This window comes from Luteimonas campi, from assembly GCF_051162505.1.
Taxonomy (GTDB): Bacteria; Pseudomonadota; Gammaproteobacteria; order Xanthomonadales; family Xanthomonadaceae; genus Luteimonas.
In genome coordinates this window covers 58,164-73,279 of record NZ_JBNWEM010000007.1, presented here as the reverse complement: position 1 = coordinate 73,279, position 15,116 = coordinate 58,164, and the positions used below count along the sequence as shown (strand labels likewise).

The 15,116-nt window shown below is 68.0% G+C and carries 12 protein-coding genes; 5 read left to right on the top strand and 7 right to left on the bottom strand.

Going from position 1 to position 15,116, the window contains the following annotated elements:
• From ACQYVW_RS16725 to ACQYVW_RS16715, 3 genes are read right to left on the bottom strand one after another with little or no spacing between them, the layout of a single operon-like run.
• A complete protein-coding gene (locus ACQYVW_RS16725; protein WP_434947773.1) occupies nucleotides 1-948 on the bottom strand; it encodes a hypothetical protein in 948 nt (315 codons plus the stop codon).
• Nucleotides 945-1,571: a class I SAM-dependent methyltransferase gene (locus tag ACQYVW_RS16720; RefSeq protein ID WP_434947772.1), complete on the bottom strand. Its 627-nt coding sequence runs from the start codon at nucleotides 1,569-1,571 to the stop codon at nucleotides 945-947. The genes ACQYVW_RS16725 and ACQYVW_RS16720 overlap by 4 nt, the downstream gene beginning before the upstream one ends.
• A 1-nt stretch (nucleotide 1,572) precedes the next feature.
• On the bottom strand, nucleotides 1,573-2,427 hold the full coding sequence (locus ACQYVW_RS16715) for a glycosyltransferase family 2 protein (RefSeq protein ID WP_434947771.1): 855 nt from the start codon (nucleotides 2,425-2,427) through the stop codon (nucleotides 1,573-1,575).
• 169 nt (nucleotides 2,428-2,596) lie between these two features.
• On the opposite strand from ACQYVW_RS16715, the gene pilB reads away from it, so the two are divergent.
• The 4 genes from pilB to coaE all read left to right on the top strand — a co-directional run bounded on the left by pilB (nucleotide 2,597) and on the right by coaE (nucleotide 7,569).
• Nucleotides 2,597-4,321 carry a type IV-A pilus assembly ATPase PilB gene (gene pilB / locus ACQYVW_RS16710; RefSeq protein ID WP_434947770.1) on the top strand — a complete coding sequence of 575 codons (1,725 nt, stop codon included), beginning with the start codon at nucleotides 2,597-2,599 and terminating at the stop codon, nucleotides 4,319-4,321.
• Between the two features lie 292 nt (nucleotides 4,322-4,613).
• Nucleotides 4,614-5,876: a type II secretion system F family protein gene (locus ACQYVW_RS16705; protein ID WP_434947769.1), complete on the top strand. Its 1,263-nt coding sequence runs from the start codon at nucleotides 4,614-4,616 to the stop codon at nucleotides 5,874-5,876.
• Between the two features lie 118 nt (nucleotides 5,877-5,994).
• Entirely contained in the window at nucleotides 5,995-6,855 is an 861-nt protein-coding gene (locus ACQYVW_RS16700) for a prepilin peptidase (protein ID WP_434947768.1), read from the top strand.
• 51 nt (nucleotides 6,856-6,906) lie between these two features.
• On the top strand, nucleotides 6,907-7,569 hold the full coding sequence (gene coaE, locus ACQYVW_RS16695) for a dephospho-CoA kinase (RefSeq protein ID WP_434947767.1): 663 nt from the start codon (nucleotides 6,907-6,909) through the stop codon (nucleotides 7,567-7,569).
• Nucleotides 7,570-7,649: 80 nt separating this feature from the next.
• Here the strand turns inward: coaE and ACQYVW_RS16690 are convergent, their stop codons facing one another.
• The 3 genes from ACQYVW_RS16690 to ACQYVW_RS16680 all read right to left on the bottom strand — a co-directional run bounded on the left by ACQYVW_RS16690 (nucleotide 7,650) and on the right by ACQYVW_RS16680 (nucleotide 13,051).
• The gene (locus ACQYVW_RS16690; protein ID WP_434947766.1) at nucleotides 7,650-8,633 is read right to left on the bottom strand and encodes a Nudix family hydrolase; all 984 of its coding nucleotides are present in this window, start codon (nucleotides 8,631-8,633) and stop codon (nucleotides 7,650-7,652) included.
• A 417-nt stretch (nucleotides 8,634-9,050) separates the two neighbouring features.
• Nucleotides 9,051-11,780, bottom strand: coding sequence for a preprotein translocase subunit SecA (gene secA, locus ACQYVW_RS16685; RefSeq protein ID WP_434947765.1), 2,730 nt, complete (start codon nucleotides 11,778-11,780; stop codon nucleotides 9,051-9,053).
• A 359-nt stretch (nucleotides 11,781-12,139) separates the two neighbouring features.
• The gene (locus ACQYVW_RS16680) at nucleotides 12,140-13,051 is read right to left on the bottom strand and encodes a M23 family metallopeptidase (protein WP_434947764.1); all 912 of its coding nucleotides are present in this window, start codon (nucleotides 13,049-13,051) and stop codon (nucleotides 12,140-12,142) included.
• 75 nt (nucleotides 13,052-13,126) lie between these two features.
• On the opposite strand from ACQYVW_RS16680, the gene ACQYVW_RS16675 reads away from it, so the two are divergent.
• Nucleotides 13,127-13,543 carry a DciA family protein gene (locus tag ACQYVW_RS16675; protein WP_434947763.1) on the top strand — a complete coding sequence of 139 codons (417 nt, stop codon included), beginning with the start codon at nucleotides 13,127-13,129 and terminating at the stop codon, nucleotides 13,541-13,543.
• A gap of 355 nt (nucleotides 13,544-13,898) precedes the next feature.
• Here ACQYVW_RS16675 and lpxC read toward each other — a convergent pair whose 3' ends face one another.
• Nucleotides 13,899-14,807, bottom strand: a complete 909-nt coding sequence (lpxC, locus tag ACQYVW_RS16670) for a UDP-3-O-acyl-N-acetylglucosamine deacetylase (protein WP_434932935.1) — start codon at nucleotides 14,805-14,807, stop codon at nucleotides 13,899-13,901.
• Between the last annotated feature and the right edge of the window lie 309 nt (nucleotides 14,808-15,116).

Here is a 15,116-nt window from a genome sequence, read left to right as displayed (position 1 = left end):
CTACGGCCGGAAGGTGGGTGCCGCCCGGGTCCTGCGCACCAGGCCCACTCCAAGCACGAGAATCGCCGCATCTGCGATCAGCGACAGGACGCGGAGCCACGCCGCCACCAGAAGCGCCTCTCCCAGGCCCATGAATCCGGCAAGACCGGCAACGATGATACCTTCGCGGACGCCAATCCCTGCGGGCGCGAAGACCGCCACGGCACCGCCGACATGGGCCAGCGCCAGCAGCGCCACGGCGTATGCGAGCGGCAGCTCCCTCGACATCTCCGTGCCGCTGGTCACCAACGCGTAGAAGGCCACGCCGACAGTCAGATGCGGGACCGCGTAGCAGGTGAGTAATCCAGCCAGCCTGGTGGGGCCGGTGGCCTCCGCATTCCAGCGCCCATCGAGCAATCGTCCCGCTAGGCGAATCGCGCCAACGAAGATTCCAAGGCATGCCGCGAGAACGAGCAGCTTGGCAATGACGCCGACCGCACCAGGCTGCAGTTCAACAGGCAGGAAGCGGCGAACTTCTGCGAGCGGAAGCAGGGTCGTCCCCACCGCGAATCCCGCCACGACGAAGCCGAGTTGCTCGACGGCAACAGAGATGGCAACTGTCCGCAGCGCCGCGCCTCGCTCCGTGACCGAGAGCTTGCCGGCCAGCAAACCAACCTTGCCCGGCAAGTAGCGGCCTGACCAGGCGATAAACTGCAGCGGCAGCCAGTACCGGGCGGGCAGCACCAGCCCACAGGCCCATTTGAGCCACGTCGCCCACAACATGCCCAGGAGGACCACCATCACCGTCCAGGCGACGATGAAGACGTAGCTCTGCGGTCGCCGCATCAGTTCGGCAACCCTGGACCACGGGGTGTCGATGTTAAGGACGGCCCATGTCACGACCGAAGCAACGGCGACCAGGTACAGGACTTTCAGTGCGAACAACAGGCGCGCGCGCTGCGTGGTCATGTCCTTGGCGCAAGCGAAAGCACGGTCCAGGGGATCGGGTTGAATCGGCCAATCAGCCCGAAATACGGAGTCGTCATTTCCACCAGGGCGCGGCTCGACCAATGCTGGACGTGTCCGGGGGTATTCCCCAGGTCTAGCAAGTACTTGCCGCGGGCCATGTTCAGCATCCGCCACAGGGGCTCGCGCGGCGTGGAGAGGATCACTGCCTTCCTGGCCACTCTCGCCAGCTCGGATAACGCACGTGCAGGATGCTCAAGGTGCTCGAGCACTTCCAGCATCACGATTACGTCCACTGACTTGTCTGTCAACGCGAGGTCGTAAACGGACTGGCGAACGAAGCTCGCCGAAGGATTCCGGGCACGCGCCTTCTGCAGAAGCGATTCGCCCACATCGGAGCCGAGATAGGACGTTCCCAACGGGAGCCAATCCAGAAGCCGCTGCGAGGAGTAGCCTGCGCCACACCCTACCTCAAGCACCGTATCGCCCGCAGATACATGCGGTAGCACCAAAGCCCTAACTCGCGCATAGAAGCGGTCGATAAGCCACCCACCGATCCGTCCAGCTTCTTCGTACTTGCCAGTGAACTCTGAGTCGTCGTGGGCGGAATCCATGTCGGGGCGCATGTCAGTCCCGATCCACCTTGTAGCTGAGCGACGTGACCTGCTCCGAGATCAAGCCGATAAGAAACACGATGACAGCGGCACTCAACAAGAGCGCGCTCATGTTGGTGAAGCGACCATATGTCGCGAACGTATAGCCGTAGTAGCCCAAGCCGATGAGGAAGAACGTCATCGCCGTCGGCGCGAACAGCTTCAGCGGTGAGTAGAGGGTAGCGATCTTGAAGATGATCAGCAGGAACCGGACACCATCACGCAAAGGCCGGATATGGCTGCGGCCGATTCGCTTGGCCACGGGGATCGGCACGTACGCCACCGGGTATGCGCTGCGGAAGAACGCCATGGTGCTGGTGGTGGGATAGCTGAACCCGTTCGGCAACAGGTGCAGGAACTCGCGGAACCTGCCTGCGCGCACCACCCGGAATCCCGAAGTCAGATCCTTGACCGCGAAGCCGGTCATTCGGCTGGCCAGCCAGTTGTAGAAGGCATTGGCGGCACCACGACTGGCCCCCGCCTGACCGGACCAGTCCCGCGCGCCCACCACCATGTCGTAGCCTTCGTCCAGCTTGGCCAGCAGCGGGGCGATGCAGGCTGGATCGTGCTGGCCGTCGGCATCCATGAACACGAGGATATCGCCACTCGCTGCGCGCGCACCGCGCTTGATCGCGGCGCCATTCCCCATCGAATAGGGGGAAGACAGCACCCGGGCGCCATGCGCGACGGCCACGACGGCGGTGTCGTCGGTGGACCCGTCGTCGACCACGATGAGCTCCGCCTCGGGCATCCGCTGACGCAGGGCTGGAAGCGTGAGGCGCAGGCCGGCAGCCTCGTTCTTGGCGGGCAGGACGACTGTGATTTTCATTCGGTTCCCCTTTCCTGTGCAGAGGGTACCGGCTGCCCCGGCCAGGTGAAATAGCACGCAGCAATTCCGGCACCTGGCGTGGTCCGGCACCGGCCCTTGCGATAGAGTTGGGCCATTCTGCCGGCCACAGCGGTTTCCTCCCTGCCAGGCCTCTCAACGGGATCGACACATGAATACAGCCTCCAACGCCAATCTCCTCGGCATTACCGGCATTGCCCGCCGACTGGTCCTGGATGGCGCGCTGGACGAGTCCGCGGCCCGGGAAGCACTGGATAAGGCTACCGCCGAGCGCAAGCAGATCGCGCTGTACCTGCGCGAGCACAAGCTGGTCACGGCCGCGCAGATGGCCGCCGCCAACTCGATGGAGTTCGGCATGCCGGTGGTCGATCCCACGGCGATGGACCCGGCCCAGAGCGCCATCAAACTGGTCAGCGAGGAACTGCTGTCCAAGCACCAGGTGCTGCCGCTGTACAAGCGTGGCGGCAAGCTGTTCGTCGGCCTGGCCGATCCCACCAACAGCGCCGCGCTGGACGAGATCAAGTTCCAGACCAACCTGGTGGTGGAGCCGATCCTGATCGACGAGGACAGCATCCGCCGCACCCTGGAGCTCTGGCTGCAGAGCCACGATTCCTTCGGCGATGCGCTCGGCGACAGCGACGACCTCGAGAACCTGGACATCGAAGCCGGGGACGACGAGGGGCGCGACACCGGCGTGGACGGTAAGGGCGACGACACGCCGGTCGTGAAGTTCGTCAACAAGGTGCTGATCGACGCGATCAAGCGCGGCGCCTCCGACATCCACTTCGAACCCTACGAAACCGACTACCGGGTACGGCTGCGCATCGACGGCATCCTGAAGCAGACGGCGAAGATGCCGGTCAAGCTCAACCAGCGCATCACCGCGCGCCTGAAGGTGATGGCGCAGCTGGACATCGCCGAGAAGCGCGTGCCGCAGGACGGCCGCATCAAGCTGAACCTGAGCAAGACCAAGCAGATCGACTTCCGCGTGAGCACCCTGCCTACGCTGTTCGGCGAGAAGGTGGTGCTGCGTATCCTCGACGCCAGCGCCGCCAAGCTCGGCATCGACAAGCTCGGCTACGAGCCCGACCAGCAGCAGCTGTTCCTGGACGCGATCCACAAGCCCTACGGCATGGTGCTGGTCACGGGTCCCACCGGCTCGGGCAAGACGGTCAGCCTGTATACGGCGCTGGGTATCCTGAACGACGAGACGCGCAACATCTCCACCGCCGAGGATCCGGTCGAAATCCGCCTGCCCGGCGTCAACCAGGTGCAGCAGAACGAGAAGCGCGGCATGACCTTTGCCGCTGCGCTGCGCAGCTTCCTGCGCCAGGACCCGGACATCATCATGGTCGGCGAGATCCGCGACCTGGAGACCGCGGAAATCGCGATCAAGGCCGCGCAGACCGGCCACATGGTGCTCTCGACCCTGCACACCAACGATGCGCCGCAGACCATCGCCCGCCTGATGAACATGGGCATCGCGCCCTACAACATCACCAGCTCGGTGACCCTGGTCATCGCCCAGCGGCTGGCGCGGCGGCTGTGTGAACGCTGCAAGCGCAAGGTCGACCTGCCGGACAATGCGCTGCTGGCGGAAGGCTTTACCGAGGCGGAGATCGCCGAAGGCTTCGCCGTGTACGAAGCGGTCGGCTGCGACGAGTGCACCAGCGGCTACAAGGGCCGCACTGGCCTTTACCAGGTGATGCCGATGAGCGACGAGATCGCCGCCATCGTGCTGCAGGGCGGCAACGCGATCGAGATCGCCAAGGCAGCCAGCAGCTCGGGCGTGCGCGACCTGCGTCAGTCGGCCCTGCTCAAGGTACGCAAGGGCCTGACCAGCCTGGCGGAGATCAATCGAGTCACCAAGGACTGATCCGACCAAGATTTCGCGGCGTCCGCCCGGGGGTCAAGCGCGCCGGCCGGGTTGGCGATCCGTTCGTGGCGCCAGGCTGGCCCGGGCGCAGACCATATCGCTCGTGCGGCTGAGATCGGCATGACCCCGATGTCCGCGTCCGATCACTCGGCCATCCGCCGCGTCAGCGGCCGACGGAGGGCCGAAACCGGCCCGCCGTCACATACTTGAATTTCACTTTGGCCTGTAAACGGCTAACATCCAAGGGGAATTCGTCCGGCTGGGGAGGCCGGCGGACACCAGGGGAATGCCGATGGCCGTGACACGTTCCGCCGCCAAGACCGCCCGCAGCAAGCCCACCCGCGCCGGGGTGACGCTGGATACCTTTGTCTGGGAAGGCACCGACAAGCGCGGTGTCAAGATGAAGGGCGAGGAATCGTCCAAGAACGCCAACATGCTGCGCGCGGAACTGCGCCGCCGCGGCATCCAGCCGACCGTCGTCAAGACCAAGTCCAAGCCGCTGTTCGGCAACACCGGCAAGCCGATCACGCCCAAGGAAATCGCGGTCTTCAGCCGCCAGCTGGCGACGATGATCAAGTCCGGCGTGCCGCTGGTGATGGCGCTGGAGATCATCGGCAACGGCAACAAGAACGTACGGATGAAGAAGCTGGTCGACGACCTGCGCCTGGACATCGAGGGCGGCTCGTCGATCTACGAGGCGATGAGCAAGCACCCGGTGCAGTTCGACGAGCTGTACCGCAACCTGGTGAAGGCGGGCGAAGGCGCGGGCGTGCTGGAGACAGTGCTCGACACCATCGCCACCTACAAGGAAAACATCGAGACCCTGAAGGGCAAGATCAAGAAGGCCCTGTTCTACCCGGCAATGGTGGTAATTGTGGCGATCCTGGTCAGCGCCCTGCTGCTGATCGTGGTGGTGCCGCAGTTCGAGAGCACGTTCGCCAGTTTTGGCGCGGAACTCCCCGCCTTCACCCAGCTGATCATCGGGGCGAGCAAGTTCATCCTGAAGTGGTGGTGGATGATCCTGCTGGTGACGGTGGGCAGCGTGGTGGGCTTCATCTTCGCGCTCAAGCGCTCGCCGGCCCTGCAGCACACCATGGACCGGTTGAGCCTGAAGGTTCCGGTAATCGGCCAGATCCTGCACAACGCCGCCATTGCGCGCTTCGCCCGCACCCTGGCGGTGACCTTCAAGGCCGGCGTGCCGCTGGTGGAGGCGATGGGCATCGTCGCCGGCGCCACCGGCAGCAAGGTCTACGAGCAGGCCGTGCTGCGGATGCGCGACGACGTGTCGGTGGGCTACCAGGTCAACATGGCGATGAAGCAGGTCAACCTGTTTCCGCATATGGTGGTGCAGATGACCGCCATCGGCGAGGAAGCCGGCGCCCTGGACACGATGCTGTTCAAGGTCGCGGAGTTCTACGAGGAAGAAGTGAACAACGCGGTCGATGCATTGAGCAGCCTGCTCGAGCCGCTGATCATGGTGGTGATCGGCGGTGTCGTCGGCGCGATGGTGATCGGCATGTACCTGCCGATCTTCAAGCTGGCCGCGACGATCTGACCGACCGTGGCCATGGGCCGGGCCGCCGGAGGCGGGCCCGGCGCGAGATGTTTCAGCACAGGGCTGCGTGCCTGCTGCGCGCAGCCTGGATCGACCCGATTTTGCCGGACGGAGCCTGATGGCCTTTCTCGACCAGAACCCCGCCCTCGGCTACCCGCTCGTCGCCGGGCTTGGCCTGCTGGTGGGCAGCTTCCTCAATGTGGTGATCCTGCGCCTCCCGCGGCGGATGGAATGGGAATGGAAGCGCGACGCGCGCGAGGCGCTGGGCGAACCCGAACTCTATGACCCGCCTCCACCCGGCATCGTGGTGGAGCGCTCGCACTGCCCCCACTGCGGCCACCAGCTGTCGTGGTACGAGAACATCCCGGTCCTGAGCTGGCTGGCGCTGCGCGGGCGCTGCCGCAGCTGCAAGGCGCCGATCTCGCCGCAGTACCCGCTGGTGGAACTGGTCACGGCGCTGCTGTGCGTGGCCTGCGTCTGGCAGTTCGGCTTCGGCTGGCAGGGCTTCGGCGCCTGCCTGCTGACCTGCTTCCTGGTCGCGCTGTCGGGCATCGACCTGCGCACGCAGCTGCTGCCCGACTCGCTCACCCTGCCGTTGATGTGGCTGGGGCTGGTGGCCTCGCTCGACAATCTGTACATGCCGGCCAAACCGGCGCTGCTCGGCGCCATCGCCGGCTACGTGAGCCTGTGGTCGGTGTGGTGGGTGTTCAAGCAGGTCACCGGCAAGGAAGGCATGGGCCACGGCGATTTCAAGCTGCTGGCCGCGCTGGGCGCGTGGGTGGGGCTTGCCGGCGTGCTGCCGATCATCCTGCTCTCATCGGTGGTGGGCGCAGTGGTGGGTTCGGTCTGGCTGGCGATGAAGGGCCGCGACCGGGCGACGCCGATCCCGTTCGGCCCCTATCTCGCCGTAGCCGGCTGGATCGTCTTCATGTGGGGTGAGCAACTGGTGGGCGCCTACCGGGGCTACGCAGGGCTGTAGCGGCGGGCCGGCCCGCTGCGCGCCGGCCCGCCGTGCATGCACAATCGCGCCATGGCCGACTACATCGTGGGACTCACCGGCGGCGTGGCCTCCGGCAAGAGCGAGATCACCCGCCTGTTCGAAGCGCTGGGCGTGGCCGTGGCCGACGCCGACGTGGCCGCCCGCGATGCCGTGGCCGTGGGCAGCGAAGGCCTGGCCGAGGTCGTGGCCGCCTTCGGGCCCGGCGTGCTTGCGCCCGACGGCTCGCTGGACCGGCCGGCGATGCGCCGGCACGTGTTCGCCGATACCGCAGCGCGGCTGCGTCTGGAGGCGATCGTGCATCCGCGTGTGCGCGCCCTGCTGCGGGGCCAGTGCGAGGCGGCACCCGGCCCCTATGCGATCGCGGCGATCCCGCTGCTGGCCGAGGCCCTGCCCGGCGCGGACGGCGGCGCGGGCGGCCGTGCGGTGTATCCCTGGCTACGGCGGGTACTGGTGATCGACGTACCGGTCGCGGTGCAGCGCACGCGGCTGCTGGCGCGCGACGGGATCGACGGCGCGCTCGCCGACCGGATGATCGCCGCGCAGGCCACGCGCGAGCAGCGGCTCGCGATCGCCGACGACGTGGTGGTCAACGACGGCCCGATCGACGCCCTGCCCGCCCATGTGGCTGCGCTGGACGAGCTCTACCGGACCTTGGCGCTGCAGTCGCAGGACTCCGGCGCGTCGCCGCATTAAGGGCGCCTGGTTCTAACGTGGGCTGCAGCGCGGCCGCGGGGGGCGGTGGCGGCTGCCAGCGCGCGTAACGCCAAGGCCCGCTACGCCTGCCAGAGGCCGCGGATCGCCGCGATGCCCTGGGCACCGTGGCTGCGCGCGGCCGCGAGATCGTCGGGGGCCAGGCCACCGATCGCGTACAGCGGCAGCGAGGCGCGCGCGCGCAGGATCTCGAATCTCGCCCAGCCGATTCCGGGCTGGCCGGGGTGGCTGGGCGTGGGGAGCACCGGCCCGACGACGGCGAAGTCGCAGCCCAGCGCCTGGGCCAGGTCGAGTTCCCCGGCGTCGTGGCAGGAAGCGGACAGCAGCTGGTCGGGCGGCACGGGCCGCTCGCGCTGCGCGCGGAGCATCGCGGCGGGCAGATGCAGGCCAATGCCATGCTGGAGCGCCAGGTCGACCGCGCCGTTCACCAGGACCTCCGCCTCGACCGTCCTGCACAGGGCCACGGCCTGCGCCAGCAGGCGCTGCCTGCGCTCCGGCGCGATTCCCGGCAGGCGGACCTGCACGCGGCGCACGCCCCGCGCCAGCGCCGCCTCGAGCGCGGCGCACCAGGCCGCGTCGTCGGCGTCGGGGGGCGGCGTCACCAGGCAATGGTCGGGCTGCAGCATGGCCGCGACCACGGGCCGGTCCGGAGCCGGCATGTCGTAGCGCTGCAGCTTCTCCGGCTGCACCCAGGCCAGCCCTTGGCCCTCGCAACCCTTGGGCTTTCCACGCCAGGCCTTGATGTGCCGCACGTCCAGGCGCAGCAGGCGGCTGGGGGTCTGGTGCGGGACGACCATCAGCGGCGCGCCGACGTCGACCTCGATGCCGAGCTCCTCCGCGAGCTCGCGGGCGAGCGCCGCTTCCGGCGCCTCGCCGGGCTCCACCTTGCCGCCGGGGAACTCCCACAGTCCGGCCAGTTCGCGCCCGGCGCTGCGCCGCGCCAGCAGCACGCGTCCGCGTGCGTCGGTGATCACCCCGGCCATGACGTGGATCGCGGGGGCGGACGGCGCGGCTGGATCGGGCTGGAGCGGCTGGGCGACGGGCACGGAGCGGCGTGGTGATGCGCAGGGCGTCAGCGTAGCAAAGCGCGGGGCCGGCGACGCAGGAAAGACCGATGCCGCAGTGGCAGGGCCGGAGACTGGACCCGTCGAACCGCCCCCTCGGTGAGGCGGTCAGGCCTGCGTTTGCCGCGCCCGTGTCGGACGTCCGTCGTTCCCGACTGGTGTGGGCGCGACGCCAGGAGCGGAGCGCCCCAGGACCGCCCGGATCCCCGCTCGACCGGGTGCGGACACCGCCGTGAGCGCCGCGGCGCTTCATCCGGTCGATGCTGGACCAGCATCGCGCCGCTACCCTGCCCCGGGCACCCGGCAGGGCCCGGCCAGCGCGGGGGCTTCAGCGCCCGCGTCCTGCTGGACGCGACGCCCGACCCGCAAGCACCGGCCGCCGCGGCGCCTGTCCGGACCTCAGGCCAGCTGGCCGTGGCAGTGCTTGTACTTCTTGCCGCTGCCGCAGGGGCAGGGATCGTTGCGGCCGATCTTGGCGCCATCGCGGACGATCGGGGCCTGCGCACCCTGCTGGTAGTCCGGCTGCGCGGCCTCCTCGTCGGCGCCGTAGCCGCCGGCATCGGCATGCTGGAACTGCGCCTGGCGCAGGCGAGCCTCCATCTGCGCGCGCTCCTGCGCTTCGATCGCGGCCACTTCCTCCTCGCTGCGCACGCGCACGCGCGCCAGCAGGGTCACGACCTCGCGCTTGACCTTGTCCAGCATCTCGCTGAACAGCTCGAACGCTTCCTTCTTGTACTCCTGCTTGGGCTGCTTCTGCGCATAGCCGCGCAGGTGGATGCCCTGGCGCAGGTAGTCCATGCGGCCCAGGTGCTGCTTCCAGTTGTCGTCGAGCACGTTGAGCATGATGTGCTTCTCGAGCGCGCGCATCGTGTCGTTGCCGACCTGGGCCTCCTTCTCGGCGAACACCCGGTCGAGCGCCTCGCGCACGTGGTCCTGGATGCCTTCGGCATCGAGCTCCTTGCGTGCCTGCGCCATGCCCTGCAGGTCGACGCGCAGGCCGAATTCCTGCTCCAGCGTGGCCTCCAGGCCCGGCAGGTCCCACTGGTCGTCGATGGAATCGGGCGGCACGAAGCGTTCGACCGTCTCGGCCACCACGTCGCCGCGGATGCCGTCGATGTTCTCCTTCACGCTCTCGGCGTCCAGCAGCTCGTCGCGCTGGCCGTAGATCACCTTGCGCTGGTCGTTGTTGACGTCGTCGAAATCCAGCAGGTTCTTGCGGATGTCGAAGTTGTGGGCCTCGACCTTGCGCTGCGCGTTGGCGATCTGCTTGGACACCAGCGGCGATTCGATGATGTCGTCTTCCTTCAGGCCCATGCGCGCCATCACCTTCTGCACCCAGTCGGCGGCGAAGATGCGCATCAGGTTGTCTTCGAGCGACAGGTAGAAGCGGCTCGAACCCGGGTCGCCCTGACGGCCGGAGCGGCCGCGCAGCTGGTTGTCGATGCGGCGCGACTCGTGGCGTTCGGTGCCGAGGATATGCAGGCCGCCCAGCGCGACCACCTCGTCGTGCCGCTTCTGCCACTCTTCGCGCATGCGCGTCTTGTCGGCGTCGCTGGCGTCCTCGCCCAGCGTCTGCAGTTCGGCTTCCAGCGAACCGCCCAGCACGATGTCGGTGCCGCGGCCGGCCATGTTGGTGGCGATGGTCACCGCCTTGGGGCGGCCGGCATTGGCGATGATCTGCGCCTCGCGCTCGTGCTGCTTGGCGTTGAGCACCTCGTGCGGGATCTTCTCGCTGCGCAGGAACTGCGAGAGCAGCTCGGACACTTCGATCGAGGTGGTACCCACCAGCACCGGCTGGCCGCGATCAAAGCAGTCCTTGATCTCGTTGCAGACCGCGCGGTACTTGCCGTTGCGGTTGAGGAACACGGCGTCGGGATGGTCGACGCGGATCATCGGCCGGTGGGTCGGGATCACCACCACTTCGAGGCCGTAGATGCTGTTGAACTCGAAGGCCTCGGTATCCGCGGTGCCGGTCATGCCCGAGAGCTTGCCGTACATGCGGAACAGGTTCTGGAAGGTGATGCTGGCCAGCGTCTGGTTCTCGCGCTGCACCGGCACGCCTTCCTTGGCCTCGACCGCCTGGTGCAGGCCGTCGGACCAGCGGCGCCCGGTGAGCGTGCGGCCGGTGAACTCGTCGACGATCACCACCTCGCCGTCGCGCACGATGTAATCGACGTCGCGCTGGTAGAGCGCGTGCGCGCGCATCGCGGCGTTGAGATGGTGGACGACGTGGATGTTGTGCGGGGCGTACAGATCGTCGCCCTCCTCCAGGATGCCGGCGCGGTGCAGCAGCGTCTCGGCATGCTCCTGCCCGGCTTCGGACAGGTGTACCTGCTTGCCCTTCTCGTCCACCCAGTAATCGCCCACGCCGTCCTCGACCTCCTGGCGCTTGAGCGAGGGCACGATGCGGTTGACCTTGATGTACAGCTCCGGCGACTCGTCGGCCGGGCCGGAGATGATCAGCGGGGTGCGCGCCTCGTCGATCAGGATCGAGTCGACCTCGTCGACGATGGCGTAGTTGAGCCCGCGCTGGAAGCGGTCACCCTTGGACATCGCCATGTTGTCGCGCAGGTAGTCGAAGCCGAACTCGTTGTTGGTGCCGTAGGTGATGTCGGCGCGGTAGGCGGCGTGCTTGTCGCCGTGGTTCATGCCCGGATAGACCACGCCCACGCTCAGGCCCAGCCAGTTGTAGAGCCTGCCCATCTGCGCGGCGTCGCGGCGGGCCAAGTAGTCGTTGACCGTGACCACGTGCACGCCCTTGCCCTCGAGCGCGTTGAGGTAGCACGGCAGGGTCGCGACCAGGGTCTTGCCCTCGCCGGTGCGCATCTCGGCGATCTTGCCCAGGTGCAGCACCATGCCGCCGATCAGCTGCACGTCGTAGTGGCGCATGCCCAGCACGCGCACGCTGGCCTCGCGGCACACGGCGAACGCTTCCGGCAGCACCTTGTCCAGCGACTCGCCCTTGGCCACGCGCTCGCGCAGTTCGGGCGTCTTGGCCTGGAGTTCGGCGTCGGACAGCGCCTGCATCTGCGGTTCGAGGGCATTGATCTTCTTGACGAGGCCGCCGAGCTGCTTGATCAGGCGGTCGTTGCGGCTGCCGAAGACGCTGGTGAGCAGGCGATTGAGCATGGGTTTACCGGAAGCTGTGGCGGGGCCGGCTGCTGCGCCGGGGAGGCGCGCCGGCAATGAAAAAGGGCGCAGTGGCGCCCTTTTCGATGGCAACGCGCATTGTACCGTGGTGGCGGCCGGGAGCGTTTGCAAGGGGCGCCAGACGTCTCCCACGCGCCCCGCGATGCGGAACGCGTCGCCACGCGCGACCTCGGTGAACGACCCGGCCGCAGACGCTCGACCGCCCTTTGGTGCTGGCCCGGGACCGCGCCTGCAGCGGCCCACCGACCCTTGTCCGCTCCCCAGCGCCTTGCGTCCTCCCCGGAGCGCAGGCGCCACCGCAGAGGCGACTCGCTCCGAAGGCCGACCGGCCGAAGTCCTCAGCCGCGCTTGGCGCCCATCTCGCCCAGGAACTTGCGCGGGTTGTGCACGCGCCCGTTCTCCCAGACCTCGAAATGCACATGCGCCCCGGTGGAACGGCCAGTGGAGCCGGCCTTGGCGATCTCCTGGCCGACACGCACCAGGTCGCCCACCTTCACCGTGTTGCGCGAGTTGTGCGCGTAGCGGGTGACGTAGCCATTGCCATGGTCGACCTCGACCACGTTGCCGTAGCCACTGCGCACGCCCGAGTAGCTGACCACGCCGTCGGCGACAGTCATCACCGTGTCGCCGGTGCGGGCATCGAAGTCGATGCCCTTGTGGAACTGGCTGCCGCCGCCGAACGGGTCGGCGCGGCCGCCGTAGCGCGAGGTGATGTAGCTGTTGGCCACCGGCGAGCGCGATGGCACCGCGTTGCGTTCCAGCTCCTGGTCGAACAGCAGCGCCTCCAGCACCGAGAGCTGCTGGCCGGCAGTGGCGAATTCGGTGCCGACCGCCTCGAGTCCGCCGACCAGCTGCCGCGCCGGCATGTCCTGGCTGGGTTCGGCGCCGCCGACACCCACCGGGCGCTCGAAATCGAACTCACCATCGCCGAGCTTGGCGATCCGGGTCAGGCGGTCGCCCAGCGCATTGAGGCGGTTGGCCTGGGCCTGAAGCTCGCCCAGCCGCGCGGCCAGTGCGTTGACTTCCCGCTGCGCCTCGCGGCGGGTGGTTTCCAGCGCCTGCTCCTGGCTGGCGACCTGGCGCTGCAGGCGGGTCATGGCGGACGCGTTGAGCCCGGCGCCGATGACCAGGCCGGCGCCCAACAACACCACGGCGGCGGCCATCGGGCGTTCGTGCAGTCGCTTGTGCGCACGTTGGCCCAGGTTCCTGAGCGTCGACAGCGCCTGCACGGAGATTGTGTGTAAAGTCATAGGTGTATGTCTGAATTCCGATCGCGGCGGTCCAGTTCGCCAAAGGTGCCGCCTGCTGCGGATCGCTCCGCGACCATGCAGACAGCGCTCGATGCACTGCTGTCCGGCAACGCGCGCGACCCGGTGCGCCATGCACTGGGACTCGATGCGCTGGACCGCCAACTGCGTCCCCTCCTGCCGCCGGGACTGGCTGCGCATGCGCGCCTGGCCAATGTCGTCGACGACAAGCTGGTGTTCCTCGTCGATTCCCCCGTCTGGCATGCCAGGCTGCGCCTGGCGGCCGACGAACTGCTCGACGCCGCCCGATCCGTCGGACTGCAAGTGCGCGAAGTCGCCATCCGGATGACCTCGCAACCGATCCGGCCCGCAACCCCTCCCGTGCAGACCGTTTCCCGCTCCGCTGGACCCGGTCCTGCGGCCCAGGAAGCCTTCCGCGCCGCCCTCGAAGCTCTAGTCGAACCCGAACCGGAAGGGCCCAAGGCCCGCCGCTAAGGGGGCTTCGGCTTCCAGCGAGGTGTTCGGCCAGGGGTCCCGGCCGTCCACGCGGACAGCGCATGCTAGCGGCCACCCGCCGGCGAGACGTTAACCCCTCGCTTCACATAGGTTTATTTTTCGTTAAACAAACGTTACCCGTCCGCAGTTTCGGCGAAAAACGGGGGCGCGTCGGCGTGAAGGCCTTGTCCAAGGCGTTCAGCGTCGAGGGCATCTTGTGAAGGCTGCGCGCCCCGCTGAGGGGCAGTGAGCCGCGTGGGGCTCACAGGGCGGGGGCCGGATCCGTCCCGCGGCCCCGTTCAAGCCAGGCGCCCGCGTCGAGACTTGTTCGCGCCGCGGGGGGCGAAGTGCAGGCTCAGGCGGCGACCGGTTCGCCGTAAACGACCGGAGCCGGGGCCGTGCGCGGGAAAGTGACCTCTTCCCAGGCGTCGCGCTCGGCCAGCAGCGCGCGCACCAGCTTGTTGTTGAGCGCATGCCCCGACTTGTAGCCCTCGAACGCACCGAGGATCGGGCGCCCGGCCAGGTAGAGGTCGCCCACCGCATCGAGGATCTTGTGCCGCACGAACTCGTTGGCGTAGCGCAGCCCGTCGTCGTTGAGCACACGGAACTCGTCGAGCACGATGGCATTGTCCATCGAGCCGCCGAGGCCGAGGTTGCGCTCGCGCATGTACTCCAGATCGCGCATGAAGCCGAAGGTGCGGGCGCGGCTGACCTCGCGAATGTAGTTGCCGGTGGAGAACTCCACCTGGGCGCGGGACTGCGACTGCGGGATCGCCGGATGGTCGAACTGCACGGTGAAGCCGAGGCGGAACCCGTCATACGGTTCGAAACGCGCGATCTTGTCGCCCTCGCGCACCTCGATCGGGCGCTTGATGCGGATGAAGCGCTTGGGCGCGTCCTGCTCGACGATGCCCGCCGACTGCAGCAGGAACACGAACGGACCCGACGAGCCGTCCATGATCGGCACTTCGGCCGCCGACAGTTCGACATACAGGTTGTCGATGCCGAGGCCGGCCAGCGCGGACATCAGGTGTTCCACGGTCTGCACCTTTGCGCCGTCGCACGACAGGCCGGTGCACAGCGTGGTCTCGCTGACCAGTTCGCCGGACGCGGGAATCTCGACCACCGGGTCCAGGTCGACGCGACGGAACACGATCCCGGTGTCGGGAGCCGCCGGGCGCAGGGTCAGGAACACCTTGTCGCCGCTGTGGAGGCCCACGCCGGTGGCGCGGATCACGTTCTTGATGGTGCGTTGCTGCGGCATCTTCGGAGCCTGTGGACGTCCATGATGGTGGCGGCCCCGGACGCGGGGCAACGGCGCAGATTATCACTCCACCCGCTGAACTGAACGGGAGTGAAGGCCGGCACGGACCGTGCCGGACCCGAACGAATGGACCCGGCCTGTCCGCACACGTCGGCCCGGACGCAGCCGCGCACGCAGCCGACATCCAGCCGCCGCCCCGCCCCCCACGCGGAATGCGGCACCGATGTGCCTGCCAGAGCCGGAGCCGGCCCTGCTGCGGGTGCCGACCGGGGCCTTGCGGCGCCCGGTCTCCACGCGGGCGGGGCAACC

Bases quoted from the DNA above. Each gene is read 5' to 3' on its own strand.
- ACQYVW_RS16725 (WP_434947773.1), bottom strand. From the start codon at position 948: ATGACCACGCAGCGCGCGCGCCTGTTGTTCGCACTGAAAGTCCTGTAC.
- ACQYVW_RS16720 (WP_434947772.1), bottom strand. From the start codon at position 1,571: ATGCGCCCCGACATGGATTCCGCCCACGACGACTCAGAGTTCACTGGC.
- ACQYVW_RS16715 (WP_434947771.1), bottom strand. From the start codon at position 2,427: ATGAAAATCACAGTCGTCCTGCCCGCCAAGAACGAGGCTGCCGGCCTG.
- pilB (WP_434947770.1), top strand. From the start codon at position 2,597: ATGAATACAGCCTCCAACGCCAATCTCCTCGGCATTACCGGCATTGCC.
- ACQYVW_RS16705 (WP_434947769.1), top strand. From the start codon at position 4,614: ATGGCCGTGACACGTTCCGCCGCCAAGACCGCCCGCAGCAAGCCCACC.
- ACQYVW_RS16700 (WP_434947768.1), top strand. From the start codon at position 5,995: ATGGCCTTTCTCGACCAGAACCCCGCCCTCGGCTACCCGCTCGTCGCC.
- coaE (WP_434947767.1), top strand. From the start codon at position 6,907: ATGGCCGACTACATCGTGGGACTCACCGGCGGCGTGGCCTCCGGCAAG.
- secA (WP_434947765.1), bottom strand. From the start codon at position 11,780: ATGCTCAATCGCCTGCTCACCAGCGTCTTCGGCAGCCGCAACGACCGC.
- ACQYVW_RS16680 (WP_434947764.1), bottom strand. From the start codon at position 13,051: ATGACTTTACACACAATCTCCGTGCAGGCGCTGTCGACGCTCAGGAAC.
- ACQYVW_RS16675 (WP_434947763.1), top strand. From the start codon at position 13,127: ATGCAGACAGCGCTCGATGCACTGCTGTCCGGCAACGCGCGCGACCCG.
- lpxC (WP_434932935.1), bottom strand. From the start codon at position 14,807: ATGCCGCAGCAACGCACCATCAAGAACGTGATCCGCGCCACCGGCGTG.